Annotated in this window: 13 protein-coding genes; 9 read left to right on the top strand and 4 right to left on the bottom strand. The window is 40.4% G+C overall.

Features of this window, described 5'->3' with window-relative positions:
- Positions 1-124: 124 nt before the first annotated feature.
- Both EDC17_RS00425 and priA read left to right on the top strand, forming a co-directional pair.
- A complete protein-coding gene (locus tag EDC17_RS00425; protein ID WP_132775847.1) occupies positions 125-514 on the top strand; it encodes a DUF423 domain-containing protein in 390 nt (129 codons plus the stop codon).
- A 68-nt stretch (positions 515-582) separates the two neighbouring features.
- Positions 583-3060, top strand: coding sequence for a replication restart helicase PriA (gene priA, locus EDC17_RS00420; RefSeq protein WP_132775845.1), 2478 nt, complete (start codon positions 583-585; stop codon positions 3058-3060).
- Positions 3061-3094: 34 nt separating this feature from the next.
- Here priA and EDC17_RS00415 read toward each other — a convergent pair whose 3' ends face one another.
- Positions 3095-3931, bottom strand: coding sequence for a DUF4886 domain-containing protein (locus EDC17_RS00415; protein ID WP_132775844.1), 837 nt, complete (start codon positions 3929-3931; stop codon positions 3095-3097).
- A 19-nt stretch (positions 3932-3950) separates the two neighbouring features.
- The gene (gene blaOXA / locus EDC17_RS00410; RefSeq protein ID WP_132775842.1) at positions 3951-4763 is read right to left on the bottom strand and encodes a class D beta-lactamase; all 813 of its coding nucleotides are present in this window, start codon (positions 4761-4763) and stop codon (positions 3951-3953) included.
- 146 nt (positions 4764-4909) lie between these two features.
- Between blaOXA and EDC17_RS00405 the strand changes: the two genes are divergently transcribed.
- The 3 genes from EDC17_RS00405 to EDC17_RS00395 are packed head-to-tail and all read left to right on the top strand — an operon-like array spanning position 4910 to position 7849.
- Positions 4910-5566 (top strand): protein-L-isoaspartate(D-aspartate) O-methyltransferase, encoded by a 657-nt coding sequence (locus tag EDC17_RS00405; protein WP_132775841.1) that lies wholly within the window; start codon positions 4910-4912, stop codon positions 5564-5566.
- Positions 5567-5608: 42 nt separating this feature from the next.
- Positions 5609-7414 (top strand): MutS-related protein, encoded by a 1806-nt coding sequence (locus EDC17_RS00400; protein WP_132775839.1) that lies wholly within the window; start codon positions 5609-5611, stop codon positions 7412-7414.
- A 33-nt stretch (positions 7415-7447) separates the two neighbouring features.
- Positions 7448-7849 carry an acyl-CoA thioesterase gene (locus EDC17_RS00395; protein WP_132775837.1) on the top strand — a complete coding sequence of 134 codons (402 nt, stop codon included), beginning with the start codon at positions 7448-7450 and terminating at the stop codon, positions 7847-7849.
- A gap of 113 nt (positions 7850-7962) precedes the next feature.
- Here EDC17_RS00395 and EDC17_RS00390 read toward each other — a convergent pair whose 3' ends face one another.
- Complete coding sequence (locus EDC17_RS00390) at positions 7963-9450, bottom strand: SUMF1/EgtB/PvdO family nonheme iron enzyme (protein WP_449441388.1); 1488 nt, start codon at positions 9448-9450, stop codon at positions 7963-7965.
- Between the two features lie 154 nt (positions 9451-9604).
- Between EDC17_RS00390 and ispF the strand changes: the two genes are divergently transcribed.
- On the top strand, positions 9605-10081 hold the full coding sequence (gene ispF, locus EDC17_RS00385) for a 2-C-methyl-D-erythritol 2,4-cyclodiphosphate synthase (protein WP_132775833.1): 477 nt from the start codon (positions 9605-9607) through the stop codon (positions 10079-10081).
- Between the two features lie 2 nt (positions 10082-10083).
- Here ispF and EDC17_RS00380 read toward each other — a convergent pair whose 3' ends face one another.
- Complete coding sequence (locus EDC17_RS00380) at positions 10084-11292, bottom strand: TCR/Tet family MFS transporter (protein WP_132775831.1); 1209 nt, start codon at positions 11290-11292, stop codon at positions 10084-10086.
- Between the two features lie 198 nt (positions 11293-11490).
- Between EDC17_RS00380 and EDC17_RS00375 the strand changes: the two genes are divergently transcribed.
- From EDC17_RS00375 to uvrC, 3 genes are all read left to right on the top strand, one after another.
- Positions 11491-13527 (top strand): hypothetical protein, encoded by a 2037-nt coding sequence (locus EDC17_RS00375; RefSeq protein ID WP_132775829.1) that lies wholly within the window; start codon positions 11491-11493, stop codon positions 13525-13527.
- 16 nt (positions 13528-13543) lie between these two features.
- A complete protein-coding gene (locus tag EDC17_RS00370; protein WP_132775827.1) occupies positions 13544-15793 on the top strand; it encodes a penicillin-binding protein 1A in 2250 nt (749 codons plus the stop codon).
- A 73-nt stretch (positions 15794-15866) separates the two neighbouring features.
- Positions 15867-17681 (top strand): excinuclease ABC subunit UvrC, encoded by a 1815-nt coding sequence (gene uvrC, locus EDC17_RS00365; RefSeq protein ID WP_132775825.1) that lies wholly within the window; start codon positions 15867-15869, stop codon positions 17679-17681.
- Positions 17682-17778: the final 97 nt, after the last annotated feature.

Here is a 17778-nt window from a genome sequence, read left to right as displayed (position 1 = left end):
TTATTTCCATTTTTGAAAAGAAGGAAAAGACAGTAAAAACATTATTTTCTATAGTTTTTTCCTAATATATTTTTAGTACATTTATCACTGTATTAACTTAAAATATATTTTTGAATAGCTATTAATGAATAAACAAATCATTCTAACAGCTTCATTATTTGGACTTATAGCTGTGATTTTAGGGGCTTTTGGTGCACATGGACTTGAGAATAAGATTAGCGATTATCACATTGATACATGGAAAACAGCTAACCAATATCACTTCTATCACACATTTGCTTTGTTATTTTTATCTACTTTTTCACGCGCAAAAAGTCAGTCAATACGAGTTTCATATATCTTTTTTACCATAGGGATTTTACTGTTTTCAGGTTCGCTATATCTACTCAGTGTTCGTGAGCTTTTGGGAATCACAAAAATCTCCATCCTAGGTCCAATAACGCCATTGGGCGGACTGTGCTTTGTAGTCGGATGGGTAGGGTTATTTGTGGCAGCGCTCAAAAATAGAGCATAGCCTGTTAAACATTCAAAATATTGAGCCCTTGATAATACTATCAGGGGCTTTTTCTTACATTTGTGTATATGTCGAATCCAGAATTATTTGCAGAGCGAAAAACTTTTTTTGTGGAAGTTATCTTGCCTTTGGCGATTGCCAAAACATATACTTATCGGGTACCATTTGAATTGAATGATAAGATAGGTATTGGTGTGCGTGTCATTGTGCAATTTGGTCGCAATAAGGTGTATTCGGCTATTGTAAAACATATTACGACAAATCCTCCCGAAAAGTATGAAGCCAAATACATTATGGATGTGGTGGACGAGTACGCTATCGTGGACGAAAGTCAGTTGAAATTGTGGGATTGGATAGCGGACTATTATATGTGTCATCTGGGGGAGGTCATGCAGGCAGCTTTGCCGGCAGCCTTGAAGATGGCGTCCGAAACAAAAATCATAGCCCTAGCCAAGGAAGAACGGGATCGTTCCGATTTATCGGACAAAGCCTTTTTGGTATTGGATGCATTGGACGTAGCTGGTGAATTGTCGGTGGGCGATGTGTCCAAAATATTGGGACAGAAGTCCGTATTTCCACTATTGAAATCACTTTTCGAAAGTGGATTTATTCAAATTTCGGAAGAGATAAAAGAGCGTTATAAGCCAAAAACAAAGACTTTTTTGATCTTTTCGTCTTTATATAGCGACGGAGAAAGCAAGCGCATCCTGTTAGATAGTTTGAATCGTGCGCCCAAGCAGCAAGATGCGGTTTTGGGATTTATGCAATTATCCAAAACCAAAGAAGATGTTTCCCGTCAAGACTTGATGGAAGCTACGGGATGTGGCGCAGGTGCCATTACAGCTCTCATAGATAAGGGTGTTTTTGAAGTCAAACAAAAAGTCGTAAGCCGTTTTCAAGGCATGGATGTGTTGCTTACCAAAGATTTTACCTTTAGTGAGATCCAACAAAAGGCTTTTGAGGATATCAATACACACTTCGAACAGAAAGATGTGGTGCTATTGCATGGGGTTACCGCTTCCGGCAAAACACAAATCTACATCCGTATGATTGAACAAGCATTGGCATCAGGCAAAAATGCGTTGTACCTATTGCCCGAAATTGCTTTAACCACACAGATTACAGAACGGCTGAAATTGCATTTCGGCAATGATTTAGGTGTTTACCATTCCAAATTTAACGATAATGAACGTGCTGAGGTGTGGCACAAAGTGCTGAAAAATGAATTCAAAGTTGTGATAGGGGCCCGTTCGGCCGTGTTTTTGCCTTTTCGAGATTTGGGATTAATCATCGTGGATGAGGAGCATGAAAATTCCTATAAGCAATATGATCCTGCTCCGCGCTACCACGCGCGTGATACAGCCATATATTTGGCGCATCTGCATTATGCTAAGGTATTACTGGGGTCAGCAACACCTTCGGTCGAAAGTTATTATAACGCGAAAGCCAATAAGTACGGGTTGGTCGAATTGCTGCAACGCTTTGGAGAAGCGCAATTGCCAGAAATTGAAATTATCAATATACCGGAGGCGGCGCGAAAAGATGAAATGCACTCCTATTTCAGTGCGAGTCTGTTGAAAGGCATTGAAGAAGCTGTATCAAAAAAAGAACAGGTTATTCTATTTCAAAATAGACGTGGTCATACACCTTTTGTGCAATGTAGCACCTGTGGTTATGTGGCGAAGTGCGTTAATTGTGATGTGAGTTTAACCTATCACAAATCTTCCAATCTTCTGCATTGTCATTATTGTGGACACTCCGAAAATACGGTCAATGTATGTCCCGGCTGTGGCATGCCGCATATGGAAAGTAAAGGGTTCGGAACAGAACGTGTAGAAGAAGAGTTGGAAATACTGATGCCAAATCTGCGTATTGGTCGTCTGGACTTAGATTCTACCAAAGGAAAATATGGTTTTGACCGTATTATCTCAGCCTTTGATGACCATGAATACGATGTGCTGATTGGCACGCAGATGGTCGCTAAGGGATTGGATTTTGGTAGAGTAAGTCTTATTGGTATTCTAAATGCCGACACAATTATTAACTTTCCCGAATTCAGAGCATATGAACGCGCTTTCTCGCTTTTTTCACAAGTAGCGGGTAGGGCAGGGCGACGACAAGATCAGGGAAAGGTGATTATTCAGACTTACACGCCCAATCATCGCGTCATTGAGCAAGTGGTCAATCACGATTATGATGGCATGTTTATGAAAGAAGTGACGGAGCGCAAGAATTTTGCTTATCCACCGTTTTATCGTATCATACGTATTGATGTAAAGCATCCGGATCAACAGCAAACGTTGGATTCTGCGCAGAAACTAGCTAATCTCTTACGTACATCTCTTGGGAATCGTATCTTGGGGCCTGAGCCACCATTAGTAGCACGGGTACGTAATCACTATATACAGACTATTACACTCAAAATAGAACGTACAAATATTTCGATTCAGAAAGTAAAGGAATTAATTCGTACAGCGCTATTGCATTTTGAATTGGATAAATTGAATGCTGGCGTACGGACCGTCATCGATGTAGATCCTTATTAAAAATAAAAGAGCGAGTATTTACTCGCTCTTCCTGTTATATTTTAACTTTAGAGACTTTAAACGGTTTCTTTACTGCCTTGTGAGCGGCTTGTTTAGCGATTTTCGCTTGTTTGTCCGTTACTTGCTCGGGTTTGTAACTGTTTTTACGCACATCTTTTCCCAATAGCTTTTCGTACCATGTACAGGCAGCAGTGAATCGTCCGAAGTTCAATTCGAGATGGTAGCCATCGCGTGTATAGGTGTCTCCTTGTGATGAAGTTCGTGCATTCTGAATCGCCGTACCTGCCGGAACGACCAGGTCAAAATCTTTCATTTTGCTGATTTTCTTGGTTGCATCTACAATGGAAGCATACATTTTTTCTTGGCTTTTGTCGTAATTGGCAAAGCCTTTATGATCTGAATCCTGTTGGTAAGCCCAAGTTTGATGGTACAGCAACTTCGTATGTGGTTTTTTCAACGAATTGACATAGCGAATCAATTCGGGCAAGTCTTTCATAATTACAGTATGTTGCCCTGAAAAAGGACTCGCTTGCTGCAGACTGATATAATCCCAATCTTCGTCGGCAATGGCGTGGGAGATACTCACATCTTTGGTGGTCATTTTTTTACCATCCAAACCCACCTTGCGGTAAGAATAGGAAGCTTTGTCTTCACGGGAATTTTTGACATGTAATTCTATCGAAGCACCGCCAATATACATGTTGCCGATAATGATTTGTTGCCCATCTGCTTTGGCCAGATCATATAGGTAATTTTCTATTCCGTCTTCCGAAAAGCTATTTCCAATGGCTAGGACTTTCAGGATTTTTTCTTGAGCGGAAACACTCATTGTAAACGTAAAAGCTAATAAAAGAGTAAGAAGCTGTTTCATGTTATTTATGTGTTGTCGATTAGAGTATTTCTAATAATTTAAGGATTTCGCGCGTCACCAATTCGCGACCAGCAGCAAATTTGCTGACATCTTTTTGATCGATAGGTTCGACGTTGAGCGCAAAGTAATAAACTGTTGACTTTTTATCCAATATGCCTACGAACCAGCCATTGTTGATGCCATTTTCGTCGGACCATCCGGTTTTGCCAAAATACCTATAACTGTCCGTATTTTCTTTCTCAAAAATACGGATCATTTTATCATGGGTTGTATTGAGGATGGGAAGTTTTTTGGTATAAAAGCGTTGCAGAAAGTCTATCTGTTCGAAAGGAGAAATGCGGGACTTCCCTTGTATCCAGAAATTATCAATATTGCCCTCATGCACATCCATATTGCTATAATGCAGTTTATTCAAATAAGCTTTCATCCGCTTGGCATCAATATCTTTGGCTACCTTTTGAAAACAAGGTAAGCAGGACGCCTGAAAAGCTTCCCGTACCGTCATATCTTTTTCCCAAGAAGGAAAGGCCCGTTTCTGACCATCCCATTTCAACACGACATTTTCATCTTTTAGAACTTGGGTTTCCAAAGCAATTATGGAATTCGGAATTTTGAAAGTGCTGGCCGGAAGATAGCCTTTTTCGGCAGCTGCAAAATCATTGGAATAATAAATATTTTGCTTGCTATCAAAGATTAAAATCGTACCCTTCAAGGACTGTTGGCTGAGTATTTCTTCTATTTTCTCCTTATGGTCCTGATTTCGTACTGGATTGTTTCCTTGAAAATCACAGGATAGAAAAAGGAGCAATATGAAGGGTAAAAAATAGCGCATCGTTGTTTGAATTTTTAACTTTATGAAATTACCTATTATAAATTATAATCCCTAAAATATGAAACCAAAATCTAAACTAATTGGCTTCGAATTAATTGTATTTATTCTTTAATTATATGGTTAAACAATGGTATTTTTGAAGGACGATGGCATATAAATTCATAGATAATTACAGAGAGAAGGGAGCAAGGAAGAAGCTGGTAAAGCATCTTGAAAGTAGAGGTATACAAGATAAACGTGTACTGGAGGCTATCGGTAAAGTACCTCGTCATTTCTTTTTTGATGAGACATTTTGGAATCAAGCATATAAGGATATTGCGTTCCCAATAGGGGATGGGCAGACTATCTCGCAACCATACACGGTTGCTTACCAATCGGAGCTGCTGCATGTCAAAAAGGGCGATAAAGTGCTGGAGATTGGTACAGGCTCTGGCTACCAGACCTGTATATTGCTCGAACTGGGGGCAGATGTGTACACGATAGAGCGCCAAGAGAATTTGTATCAGCGTACCATACAGGTATTGCCCTATATGGGTTATAAGCCTAATTTTTTCTTAGGCGATGGGTCCAAAGGTATTCCCGAAAATGCACCTTATGACAAAATCATTGTCACCGCGGGTGCTCCTTTTGTTCCTGAGGTAATGTTAAAGCAATTGAAATTAGGAGGTTTACTCGTCATTCCTGTAGGGGATGAAAAATCCCAAAAAATGGTTACTATTCTACGCGTTGCTGAAAATGACTTTGAGCGCATAGAATTGGATACATTTCGTTTTGTGCCGCTTGTGGGTGACAAAGCTTGGTAATTCTACCTATACTTCGGGCGCTTTTTCCTATCTTTAGCGCTAATGAAGGCGTTTTACGAAAAAAATATTCAACAGACTCAACAAGAGCTAACGGCTCTCGATAAAAGTATAAATGCAAACAGTTTGATGCGTTTGGCGCTGATTATAATCGGCGCAATAGCTTTATTCCAGATTTTTCAGATGAATAATGTGTGGATATTGCTGGGTGCCGTGTTTGCCATCGTATTGGGCTTTGCCTATTTGGTGTTGCGGCAGAGTAAACTGGAAAAGCTGCGGGATGAGAAGAAAGCGTATTTGCGGGTCAACGAAAATGAGTTGCACGTGGAAGCTACTTCCCAAAATATGTATGAGGATGGAAAGGATTTTGACGATCCCAAACATGCTTATATTTCGGATTTGGATATTTTTGGTGAGAAATCACTTTTCGCAGTAATCAATCGTGCTGCTACGGTAGACGGTGTCCGCACTTTGGCTTCGTGGTTTCAAGCGCCTGCACAAAAACAGGAAATCCTGGACCGTCAGCATGCCGCGGCAGAATTGGCGGGCAAAAGGGAGTGGACACAACTATTGCAAACCAAATTGCTCTTTAATCTCGGACAGAAAACAAATATCAAAACCTTTTTGAAGCGTTATTTGGAAGATGAAGCCCTAAATTTTGGTTCTTCGTTCATGCGTCTGTATGTGAAGATTGTACCATTTATTTTTGTAGTGGGCATACTTGTGTCGTTGTTTGTGACGCCAATTTGGAATTACCTTTTGTTGTTGGCTATAGTTCACCTACTATGGGCGATGGCATTGGGCGGCAGGGTATCCTATTTTTCCAGTCGGATAGATAAGATCGGATTTACCCTAATATCCTATGCCGATGCGGTCAAGATGGTGGAGGATGAAAAATTTTCTGCCCCGTTGAATCAACGTCTGCAGGCTGCATTGAAGACGGACAATCAGGAGCATTTATCTACTGGTTTCAAGCATTTAGGTGGTCTAGTGGACAAATTGGATGCACGAAATAATATTTTGGTAGGTGCATTTTTAAATATGCTGATGTTGTGGGATTTCAAACAGGTCTTGGCGATTGTAGATTGGAAGAAAAATTACGAAGGCAATGTATTAAAAGCCTTTGAAATCATTGCTTCTTTCGAAGCTTTGGTGAGTTTAGCGACATTAAAAAGCAATCACCATACTTGGGTAGAGCCAGCAATTTTGGACAATCCCCAGTCGGATAGGATAGTGGCGGAAGCGATCAATCATCCTTTGATACCGACACATCTAGCCGTAGCCAATGATTATAATGCACATGATCATCAAGCGGCCCTGATTACAGGGTCCAATATGGCGGGCAAAAGTACTTTCCTGCGTACAATAGGCATCAATGCGGTATTGGCTTATGCTGGAGCAGTAGTATGTGCCAAACAATTTGCCCTGCCTATTTACAGCTTGGTGAGTTATATGCGTATCAAAGACAGTTTGAATGAAAGTACCTCGACATTCAAAGCGGAACTGGATCGAATGAAATTTATTTTGGAAAAATTGGCATCTGATCCCCATACCTTTGTGCTGATAGATGAGATGCTGCGTGGTACCAATTCGGTGGATAAGTATTTAGGCTCCAAAGCTATAATACGTAAAATTTTAGCAATCGATGGCAAAGGTATAGTCGCAACACATGACTTGCAGTTGGCTTCTTTGGAGGAAGAGTATGAAGAGAAATTGAAAAATTTTCATTTTGATATTCAGGTGAGGGATGGAGAGATGCTGTTTGATTATAAACTGAAAGATGGAAAATGTACCATTTTTAACGCGTCACTGTTGCTAAAAGGAATAGGTGTCGATGTGCAAGATGTTTAGAAATCGTACTTTTGCACCAAGAAATTAAAAACAATGACTTTAGAAGAAAGAATAAATCAGTCGGAAACTCGGGTATGCGTCACTGTATTTCCTTTTGTGACCAACCATCATGATACCTTATTTGGAGGGAAAGCCATGGCCATTATGGATGAAGTGTCTTTTATGGCGGCCACTCGTTTTTGCCGTAAACGATTAGTCACTGTGTCTTCAGATAAGATCAACTTTGAAAAGGCTATTCCTTCGGGAAGTATTATTGAAGCCATAGCGAGAGTAGATAGTGTAGGCCGTACCAGCGTAAAAGTGAAAGTAGAAATCTACCTCGAGAGTATGTATAAAGATGGTAGAGAGTTAGCGATTCAGGGTATGTTTACCTTAGTGGCACTCGATGACGATAAAAAGCCTATTCCTGTATTAGAAGGATTGGATGTGGATTAATAAAAAGAAGCCGGTTCGCCATATAACGAACCGGCTTCTTTTTATGTAAGTCTGAAAGATTAAGTTTTAACTTATTACGAATTAATCTGACAGCTCTTTTCTTTTAATAAGTCTTATTTCCGAGGTCCAAATACATTTCCGACCATTGTCATCGCACATCTAAATCCTGTCATCGCATTGGACTCATCTTGTTGCATATGTCTACGTGTACCTGGATTCAACCAATATGCGCGATCATTCCAAGATCCACCTTTGAAAACTCTGGATTTGTCATTGACCAAAGTTGTTTTGCCATAGAGCTCTTTTTGTTCTTCATCTTTGAAGCCTCTTACATCATTGTCATAGGTAGCAGCTTGTTCCGTATTTGCAGCTTGCAATTCTTCCCAAGTTTGTTTACGAGGAGATTTTGCTGCCACTTTAATAGGACGTCCAAATTGATCTTTGGCTAATTTGCGATTTTCCGCATCTTCATACTGATTGTCCATGAATACATGGCCACGGTATGGGTTGAAATCATCAAAGTCTTCGAATGACAATTGACGATATACATCGCTAACCCATTCATTGACGTTGCCGGCCATATTGTATAATCCGAAGTCATTGGGTTGGTAGCTTTTGACAGGTACTGTGATATCTCCACCATCATTTAGATCGCCTGCTACACCCATATTGTTACCACTTGTGATTTTGAAGTTGGCCATCATGCGTCCTTGTGTGCGACGTTTATGATCACGAACGCCTAGGCCATTCCAAGGGTAGGTTTTGTTCGATTCTATATTGCCCTCATAGGTATTTCCAATCAAGCCTAATGCAGCATATTCCCATTCCGCTTCAGTGGGAAGTCTGTATGCTTGCTTTAATATTCCGTCTTCCATACGTACGGTGCGACGGCCATTTTGCTGTGCGCCTGGACGATTATCCTTTGGCATGTTTTTACCATCGTAACCAGGTCCTTGCAATTGTCCGTTTAAGTATATCTCTGAATTGAACGGTTGACCATTTTGCTGTTGGCTTGCTGTCTTGTAATCCACAAGGATGCCACGCTGTCTTAGAATATGCTCGTTCACACGATCAGTACGCCACTGACAATAAGCGTTTGCTTGTTCCCAAGTTACACCTACTACCGGATAATCTTGGAAAGAAGGGTGGCGCAGGTAGAAGTTTACATACGGCTCATTGTACGAAAGTGGATTACGCCATACCAAACTATCTGGCAAGGCATCGTAATACATTTTTTGATCTTGAGGAAAGTTCTGAGAAATCCAATGTAAATATTCTAACCAATCGGCGTTGGAAACCTCCGTCTCATCAATATAAAATGAAGCTACAGTAACCCTTCTTTTTAGATTATCGTGCGCGTAGGCTACATCTTCATTGAGACTGCCGCCCATGACAAATGTTCCACCTTCGATCGCTATTAATCCAGGGCCGAGGCTTTCTTTTACTTTTCGATTGATCTGAAGACCTCCATTTTCGGGGTCATTGTATTTCACACCTGTTTTATCAGATACATTATTTCTATTGCTTTTACACGAAAAAACAGTAAATAGGCTCGTCGTTATAAGTATTGCTGGTATTAACACACGCAACTTCTGTATAATCGGATAGTATTGATGATAGTAATATCCAAAAATATGAATATTTTTATAACATACGGAAGATTAAAGACGAGTTTTTTGCCTTATTTTTTGCCGATGGAGACTTATCGGCATTTTAAATTAGTATTCTGCGCTGAAAGTCTTAATTTCGTCTACTATGAAGATTAAAGTAGGATTTGGTTTTGACGTGCATCAAATGAAGGAAGGGCATCCCTTTGTGCTTGGTGGCGTACAGTTGGAGCATCATGCTGGTGCTTTTGGTCATTCGGACGCTGATGTGCTGGTGCATGCTATTTGTGACGCTATATTAGGCGCAGCCAATCTAGAAGATATCGGCTATCATTTTCCAAATACAGATATGAAGTGGAAAGGCGTAAGTAGTCTGCTATTGCTTCAAGAGTGTATCCGATTGGTGAATGAAAAAGGTTGGAATGTAGGTAATATCGATGCCATGTTGTGCCTCGAAGCTCCGAAAATCAAACCTTATATTCCACAGATGAAAGAAAAAATTGCGGCAGCTGCTGGCTTGGATGTCGAGGATATTTCCATCAAAGCTACGACGAATGAAACAATGGGCTTTATTGGTCGCGAAGAGGGCGTAGTCGCTTATGCGGTCTGTCTAATACAGAAGTAAAACTATTTTTTTCGAAAATATAATCCCGTGATAATAAGCGCTACAGCGGCTAATACGGCGGATAAAATAAATGGTGCACCTGGAAAATACGGGTGCACTTCTTTGCGCGAAAAGTAGGAGAACAAGGTGGTCATCAGTAAAGGGCCTATTATGGAAGTCAAACTAATGACTGAAGTTATTCCTCCTTGTATCTGTCCTTGTTCGTTCGGTGGTATATGATCCGAAATATAACTTTGCAACGCTGGCCCCGCTAATCCCGCCGAGACAAACAATATACTGATAGCATACATCATCCAACTTTGGTTTGCAAAACCGAATAAGGTGTAAGCACAGACGTATAAGACGAGTCCGAGTATGATGGCATTTTTTAAACCCAACTTTGGGATGGCTATTCGGATCAACCCGGCTTGCACAATCATAAGCAAGGTGCCTACAAAACCTAAGGAAAGTCCCACCATTTTTTCATCCCATTCAAATTTCTCCATCGTAAAATAAGACCAGGTACTCTGCACTGAATTGGCAGCAATATTTATTAGGAATATGCTCAAAAATAGGGGCAGGATATGGGGATAGGATTTAATATGGATAAATGCTCCAATCGGATTGGCCGTCTTCCAACTGAAGGGTCGCCGAAGCTCGGGTTTCAACGATTCCGGAATGACGAAATATCCGTATATAACATTCAGAAGGCAAAGGATGGCTGCTGCAAAGAAGGGTACGCGGGAACCGTATTGCCCCAAAACACCTCCTAGCACGGGGCCTAAGATAAATCCAAGACCGAAAGCCGCACCCAGCAATCCAAAGTTTTGGGCTTTCTTCTGTGGTGTGCTAATATCTGCGATATATGCTGCAGCCACTGTGTGGCTAGCGCCCGTAACTCCAGCGACAAGCCGGCCAATAAATAGCCAGAGAATGGATGGAGCCAAGCCGGTTAAAATGTAGTTAATACAAAAGCCAAATAACGAAAATAGCAAGACTGGTCTACGGCCGTATTTGTCACTTAGATTTCCTAAGACGGAGGCAAAGAAAAATTGGGCTAAGGCATATACAAACACTAACCAGCCACCATACTGGGAGGCTTGACTTAAATCACCGCCTATAAGCTCTTGGATCAATTTTGGCATTACAGGAATAATGATTCCTAGCCCGATAGAGTCAATGACGACAGTAATGAATATAAAGAAAAGTCCTTTTGATGATGCTTCTTTCATTTTAGATTACTAAGGTATGCAAAGTGGTAATATTTTTTAAACTATTTGTTTAAATGATTTGACTTTCAGGGTTTTTAAGGTTGTGAAATGTTGTATTTGAATCAACAATTGTAAACCTCATACTCATTTTTAGTGGTGCGAATTTCATTTATTTGTAGATACCTCATACTTCTAACAATACTATTAAATGTTAGTTGTATGTCCTACAAGAAAATCAATCACAAGGCGGAAACAAAACGAGATGCGTGGCAGGAATTTAAGTTTCGGTATAATGCTTTGTTTCATTTGGAACAAAAGTTAGCCCATTGGGAAGAAGAGCTTCTATTGGCAGATATTGAAAAAGGTTATTTTTCCATTATTCATCAGCCACAGGTGACCAACCCGCAAACCCTAACTGATGCGATTGGCCGTTTGCAAAATCTTTTGCAGCAGCAACCTCCAGACAATATTCGTCATGCTATTTATTGCCAAATAGCGCGAGCATACTATTTGCAAGCCGATTACTATACCGCTGTCGCCTATCTTGATCTTGTCCGCACATCGCAATATAAGGAAGATGCTATGATGCTCCGGGCTCAGGCCATCTTACATACAAAAGAATCGGATTCAGCCCTTACAATATTGCACACACTTAATTCTGAAAATTTATCCAAAAATAAGCGTGCGACATATTATGCCACTAAAGCAGCTATTTTTCAGGATTTGCAAAAGATAGATTCTAGTATTTTCTATTTGCAAGAAGCCTTATCTCATCGACCTCCGAAGTATTATAAAGCGATGTGGCAGCTTCAGCTTGGCAAGCTGTTAGCGCCTAATGAAATTCTCAAGTCCGATAAGCAGTTTAAAAAGGTAGCTTCTTCGCTTCATGCAGCAAGTACGCTCACGGTTACTGCATGTCTCGAAAGAATCAAGCTGCAACATACTACGAGCGAAAATAAAATATTGTCTAGTCGTGATTTGTTTCACAAAGGCTTTACCATAAATAAAGAGTGGTTAATCTATTCGTATATAGCAGATGAATATCAAAAGTCGGACGTCTTAGATTCTGCTATGCTGTATTATGATAAAATATTGCAGGCTGAGCAAGCACCGTTGGAAACAAAGAATTATACACAGTGGCAATTGGCTCAGCTGTATATAGGAAAACGAGAATTCGATTTGGCCGGAAGTCATTTAGATGAAATCGTGCTGGCATCAGCTCCAACCTTTTCGGAACGAGAAATTGTGCTGATCCAAAATAAGCACAAGTGGTTGCCCTTATTGGCTAAATGCTATACAGAGCAGGATAGCGCTGGAAGAGCTCAATTTGAGTTAGCACAATTTTATCAAAGCTTGGGTGTGGAAAAGGATGCATTTGTGTTATTGGAAGATTTAGTGCAAAGATTTGGAAATTCAAATCAGGAATATGTCTCATCTTTAGCCCAAATTTCCGTTAATAATCAGAATCCGAAAGTAGCAAATACGGAAGCTAATGAGTTATTTGTTGAGGCGTATAATGAGTTGTATGCTCAATTTGAGGACGGAGACTTCAATCAGGTCGTTCATCAAGCTGATAGTTATCTTCGAAACTATCCTTTTTCGCCTCAGGCTCTCTCCAAGCTAGCTTACTTACGGGCATTGGCAATTGGTTATAGTCAACCTGTAGATTCTTTTCTACAAACCTTGGATTTACTAATTGCTAATTATAATTTCGATCCTTTGCTACATGATCGGGCTTTAGCACAGGCAGGATTTATTCGGGAGAATATTTCCGAATTTATCCTCCGAGCACAAGCTCTTGAAAGAAGCACAGGCTCATCATCACTTTTTGAGGCACAGACGACAGCGGATGTAACGTTAAAGTCTGTAAATTCCACTAATAATGGAACGCTTATTGTTGATGATTTGCCCATTAATGAACCCTATTATTTTGTAATCTTGGTGGACGATGCATCTTCTAATTTGACGCCTACACGCTATGCTATAGGACAATTTATGCGAACGCAGTTTCCACATGCTGCTTATAAGCACGCTTTGGTCAGTTTGAATTCCGGCCATAAGCTCATCCGGGTAGGTGTTTTTGAATCATTGGAAGCGGTTAGATTATTTGAAAAGAGGATTGTGGATCTGCTGCCAGAAATAATCAAGGTTCGTGAAAAAAAATATAGTACCTTTGTAATTCCAAAAATGGAGTTTGATAGAGAGCAAGATGCTTCTTCTATCAATAAGTATTTAAATAAATATATAAGTAAGTAGTATTCTACGGGTTAACATGAAGAGAGAATCGAAGAATAGTAAGCTAACAGCAGAAGATATCCAGCGTTATACACGCAATTTTTGGAAGATTCTATTGGGAATAATTGGGTTTGGTTTATTGTTTATATTTCTGGTCCGTATCGGCTTATTCGGCAGTTTGCCAGGGTTCGATGAATTAGAAAATCCGCAGAGCAATTTGGCTTCCGAAATTCTTGCCGATGATAATCGTATTTTAGGAACGTACTATAAGGAGAATAGATCAAATGTCGAATACAAAGATTTGTCACCTTATCTGGTCAATGCGCTTATCGCTACAGAAGATAAACGTTTCTATGGTCACTCCGGTATAGATTATTCGCGTACCATCACTACGGTGTTTCACACCTTGACGGGCAACAAGCAAGGTGGTAGTACGATTACGCAGCAGTTGGCTCTAAATTTATTTGCGGAGAAAAGAGAACGTAACACGATTAAACGTATAATGCAGAAACTTCAAGAGTGGATTACTGCAGTACGTCTTGAACGCAATTATACCAAAGAAGAAATCATCATGATGTATTTTAATACAGTGGATTTCGGGTATAAAAATACATACGGTATTAAGTCGGCGGCTAGAACTTTTTTCAATACGACACCAGACAAGTTGAAGCTCGAAGAAGCTGCGGTATTGGTCGGTATGCTAAAAGGTCCAACCTTATATTCACCAGTGCGTAATGTAGAACGCTCCAAGGACAGAAGGAATCTGGTGATGGCCAATATGCGTAATGAAGGTTTCATCAGCAATGAGGAGTTGGAAGCGGCGAAAGAAAAGCCATTGAAACTTGAGCTTAACGTATCCAGCTATGGCGAAGGTTTAGCACCTTATTTTCGTGCCGTACTGAAGGATGAGATTAAAAAGGAATTTCAACGTTTGGGTATCACCAAAGAAGATGGTACACCATATGATTTGGACAGAGACGGTCTGAAAGTATACACACCAATCAATTATGAGATGCAAGAATATGCTGAAGCTGCTCAGAAAGAGTGGATGCAAAAATTGCAGCGCGAATTTGATAAACAATGGAGAAGTCGTAATCCTTTCACCGGAGAGCGAGCGAAGCTGTTGCAGACAGGTATGCGCCGTTCGGATAGATATATACAGATGAAGAACGATGGAGCGTCGGAAGAGGAGATCAAGAAAGCTTTCAATACGAAAACATCCATGACCATATTTACTTGGCGTGGGAATGTAGATACGTTGATGACTCCAATGGATTCGATTAAGTATAATAAATTAATCCTGCGCAACTCCATGATGTCGATGGAACCAAAAACTGGGCACATCAAAGCATGGGTCGGAGGTATTAATTTTGAGCACTTCAAGTATGATCAAGTGAAAATGGGTATCCGTCAAGTAGGTTCTACTGCTAAGCCATTCACGTATGCTGTGGCAATTGATAATGACTATTCACCATGTCAGCCGATTCCAAACTATCAACAAACATATGGTGATTGGACACCGCGCGGGACAGTACAAGGTGGAAATCCGATTACACTGAAGAATGCATTGAAGTATTCCCAAAACTATGCTTCAGCCTATCTTATCAATCTGGTAGGGGCTTCAAATGTAGCTGATTTGACGCGTAAAATGGGGGTTACCTCTACAGTTCCGAATTATCCATCGATAGCTTTGGGAGCTTATGAGGCTTCAGTATACGATATGGTGGGTGCTTATTCAGCATTTGTCAATCACGGAACATGGATTAAGCCGATGATGATTTTACGTGTAGAGACTAAAGATGGTACTGTGTTGTATGAGAATAGACCGGATGTGAAGAAGGTGTTGAATAGCGAATCTGCATATATCATGGTCGACATGCTCAAAGGAGTGGTAGATGGTGGTACAGCTAGTCGTCTTCGTCGGGCTGAGTTTGGGGGGCTTACATACCCGATGGGTGGTAAAACAGGTACGACCAACGATAATTCCGATGCTTGGTTTATTGGTGTTACACCAGACTTGGTAACGGGCGTATGGACAGGTGCCGAAGATCGTAGCATCAGCTTTAGTAATATGCAATATGGTCAAGGTGCTGCAGCCGCATTGCCAGTATTTGGTTTGTATATGAAGCGGGTGTACGCTAATAGTAAGTTGAATTATTCGAAAGAAGATTTTCCACTTCCTCCGGATGGTTTGAGTCGTACGATCGATTGTTCGAAATATGGCGGTGTTTATTATGGCGGAGAGCCAAAAGAGCCCGAATTGCAGGATGATCGTTTAGGATTTTAGAATATTTTTAATAAATAATGCGCCAGACAATGAATTTTTGTAATTTGTTGTCTGGCATTTTTATTTGACGTTAATGAGTTCGTTTAATTATAAAGAAGAGTTAAAGAAGATTCCGCATAAGCCTGGGGTTTATCAATATTTTGATAAAGAGGATGTGTTGATTTATGTGGGTAAGGCAAAGGATTTAAAGAATCGGGTAAGCTCCTATTTTGTCAATGACCGACAACTCAACTCAAAAACACGGGTGCTGGTGCGTAAAATCCAGCGCATTGCTTTCACCATAGTTGACACGGAGATCGATGCTTGGTTGTTGGAAAACAATTTAATCAAAAAGCATAAACCTCGCTACAATGTCATGCTGAAAGATGATAAGACCTATCCTTGGATTGTCATCAAAAACGAACCTTTCCCCCGGGTGTTTTGGACCCGCAAATATATTAAAGACGGTTCTACCTATTTTGGTCCATACGCTTCAGTGGGAATGATGCATATTGTCTTGGATACCATTAGAGAACTATTTCCGCTGCGTACCTGCAACTTGAATCTACATCCTGAGCAGATCGCTAAAGGAAAATATAAAGTCTGCCTCGAGTATCAAATAGGCAATTGTAAAGGGCCCTGCGAAGCCCTGCAGACATTGGAAGATTACGAACAAAATTTGTCTGATATCAAGGATATTCTGAATGGTAAAATTTCGGTAGTGAAAACGAGGATAAAAGAGCAGCTGAACGGAGCCGTAACGGCTTTGAATTTTGAAGCAGCACATCACCTCAAAAATAAACTCGACAAATTAGAAAATTATCAGTCCAAATCCACCGTCGTGAGTGCTTCCATCAGCAATGTAGATGTATTCAGCATTGCTTCGGATGATAGTCTGGCCTTTGTGAATTTCTTGAAAGTAATGAATGGTGTAGTGATTCAGACGCAAACATTGGAAATGAAAAAGCGTCTTGATGAATCCGATGAAGAACTTCTACAAATCGCTATTCCGGAGATTCGGAATCGGTACAAATCATTGTCTCGAGAGATAATAGTTCCGTTCAACTTAGCTATTGAGGCGATACCTGAAGAGGTGAAAATTCATGTGCCAAAGTTGGGTGATAAGCGCAAATTGTTGGATCTGTCACTTAAGAATGTAGCCTATTTCAAAAAAGAACGTATGCTGCAGTATGAAAAGCTGAATCCCGAAGTTCGTACTGAGCGTCTGTTGCTTCAAATGCAAAAAGACCTTAGACTCAATGTGCTTCCTCGACATATTGAGTGTTTTGACAACTCCAATATACAGGGGAATTTTCCAGTCTCGGCCATTGTCGTATTCCGGGATGCTAAGCCGGCTAAGAAAGATTATAGGCATTTTAATGTGAAGACAGTTGAAGGGCCAAATGACTTTGCTACCATGGAGGAGGCTGTTCACCGACGTTATAGACGGATGTTGGATGAAGGGCATGATCTGCCTCAATTAATCGTAATTGATGGGGGTAAAGGGCAACTGGGCGCTGCTTTGAAAAGCTTGCGATTATTGGGTATTGATAAGAAAGTGACAGTCATTGGTATTGCGAAGCGATTGGAAGAAATTTATTATCCGGGCGATCAGTATCCTTTATATCTGGACAAGAAATCCGAAACGTTAAAAATTATACAGCATTTGCGGGACGAAGCGCACCGATTTGGTATAACTTTTCACCGGAATCAGCGCAGTCGCAAAACTTTTGTATCCGAATTGGAAAATATTCCGGGCATAGGCAAAACAACGGTTGAGAAATTATTAAAGACTTTTAAATCTGTCAAAAGGATCAAAGAACAACCGGACGAAGAATTGAAAAAAGTGCTGAATCTAAAACAAATTAAAGCACTACGTGCGTATTTCCAAACTACCGAAGTACAATAATTTCCTAGCGTCAGGTTAATTAAATATAGAAAGAGATTCCAGTTACAGCAAAAAAGGAGAGGGACTAATCCTTCTCCTTCATTATTTATAGACCTAG

The organism is Sphingobacterium alimentarium (assembly GCF_004342685.1).
Classification (GTDB): Bacteria; Bacteroidota; Bacteroidia; order Sphingobacteriales; family Sphingobacteriaceae; genus Sphingobacterium; species Sphingobacterium alimentarium.
This window is presented reverse-complemented; position numbering and strand designations above follow the sequence as displayed.

What these genes read in the sequence shown, in the direction of transcription:
- EDC17_RS00425 (WP_132775847.1), top strand. Translation starts at nt 125, where the DNA reads ATGAATAAACAAATCATTCTAACAGCTTCATTATTTGGACTTATAGCT.
- priA (WP_132775845.1), top strand. Translation starts at nt 583, where the DNA reads ATGTCGAATCCAGAATTATTTGCAGAGCGAAAAACTTTTTTTGTGGAA.
- EDC17_RS00415 (WP_132775844.1), bottom strand. Translation starts at nt 3,931, where the DNA reads ATGAAACAGCTTCTTACTCTTTTATTAGCTTTTACGTTTACAATGAGT.
- blaOXA (WP_132775842.1), bottom strand. Translation starts at nt 4,763, where the DNA reads ATGCGCTATTTTTTACCCTTCATATTGCTCCTTTTTCTATCCTGTGAT.
- EDC17_RS00405 (WP_132775841.1), top strand. Translation starts at nt 4,910, where the DNA reads ATGGCATATAAATTCATAGATAATTACAGAGAGAAGGGAGCAAGGAAG.
- EDC17_RS00400 (WP_132775839.1), top strand. Translation starts at nt 5,609, where the DNA reads ATGAAGGCGTTTTACGAAAAAAATATTCAACAGACTCAACAAGAGCTA.
- EDC17_RS00395 (WP_132775837.1), top strand. Translation starts at nt 7,448, where the DNA reads ATGACTTTAGAAGAAAGAATAAATCAGTCGGAAACTCGGGTATGCGTC.
- ispF (WP_132775833.1), top strand. Translation starts at nt 9,605, where the DNA reads ATGAAGATTAAAGTAGGATTTGGTTTTGACGTGCATCAAATGAAGGAA.
- EDC17_RS00380 (WP_132775831.1), bottom strand. Translation starts at nt 11,292, where the DNA reads ATGAAAGAAGCATCATCAAAAGGACTTTTCTTTATATTCATTACTGTC.
- EDC17_RS00375 (WP_132775829.1), top strand. Translation starts at nt 11,491, where the DNA reads ATGTCCTACAAGAAAATCAATCACAAGGCGGAAACAAAACGAGATGCG.
- EDC17_RS00370 (WP_132775827.1), top strand. Translation starts at nt 13,544, where the DNA reads ATGAAGAGAGAATCGAAGAATAGTAAGCTAACAGCAGAAGATATCCAG.
- uvrC (WP_132775825.1), top strand. Translation starts at nt 15,867, where the DNA reads ATGAGTTCGTTTAATTATAAAGAAGAGTTAAAGAAGATTCCGCATAAG.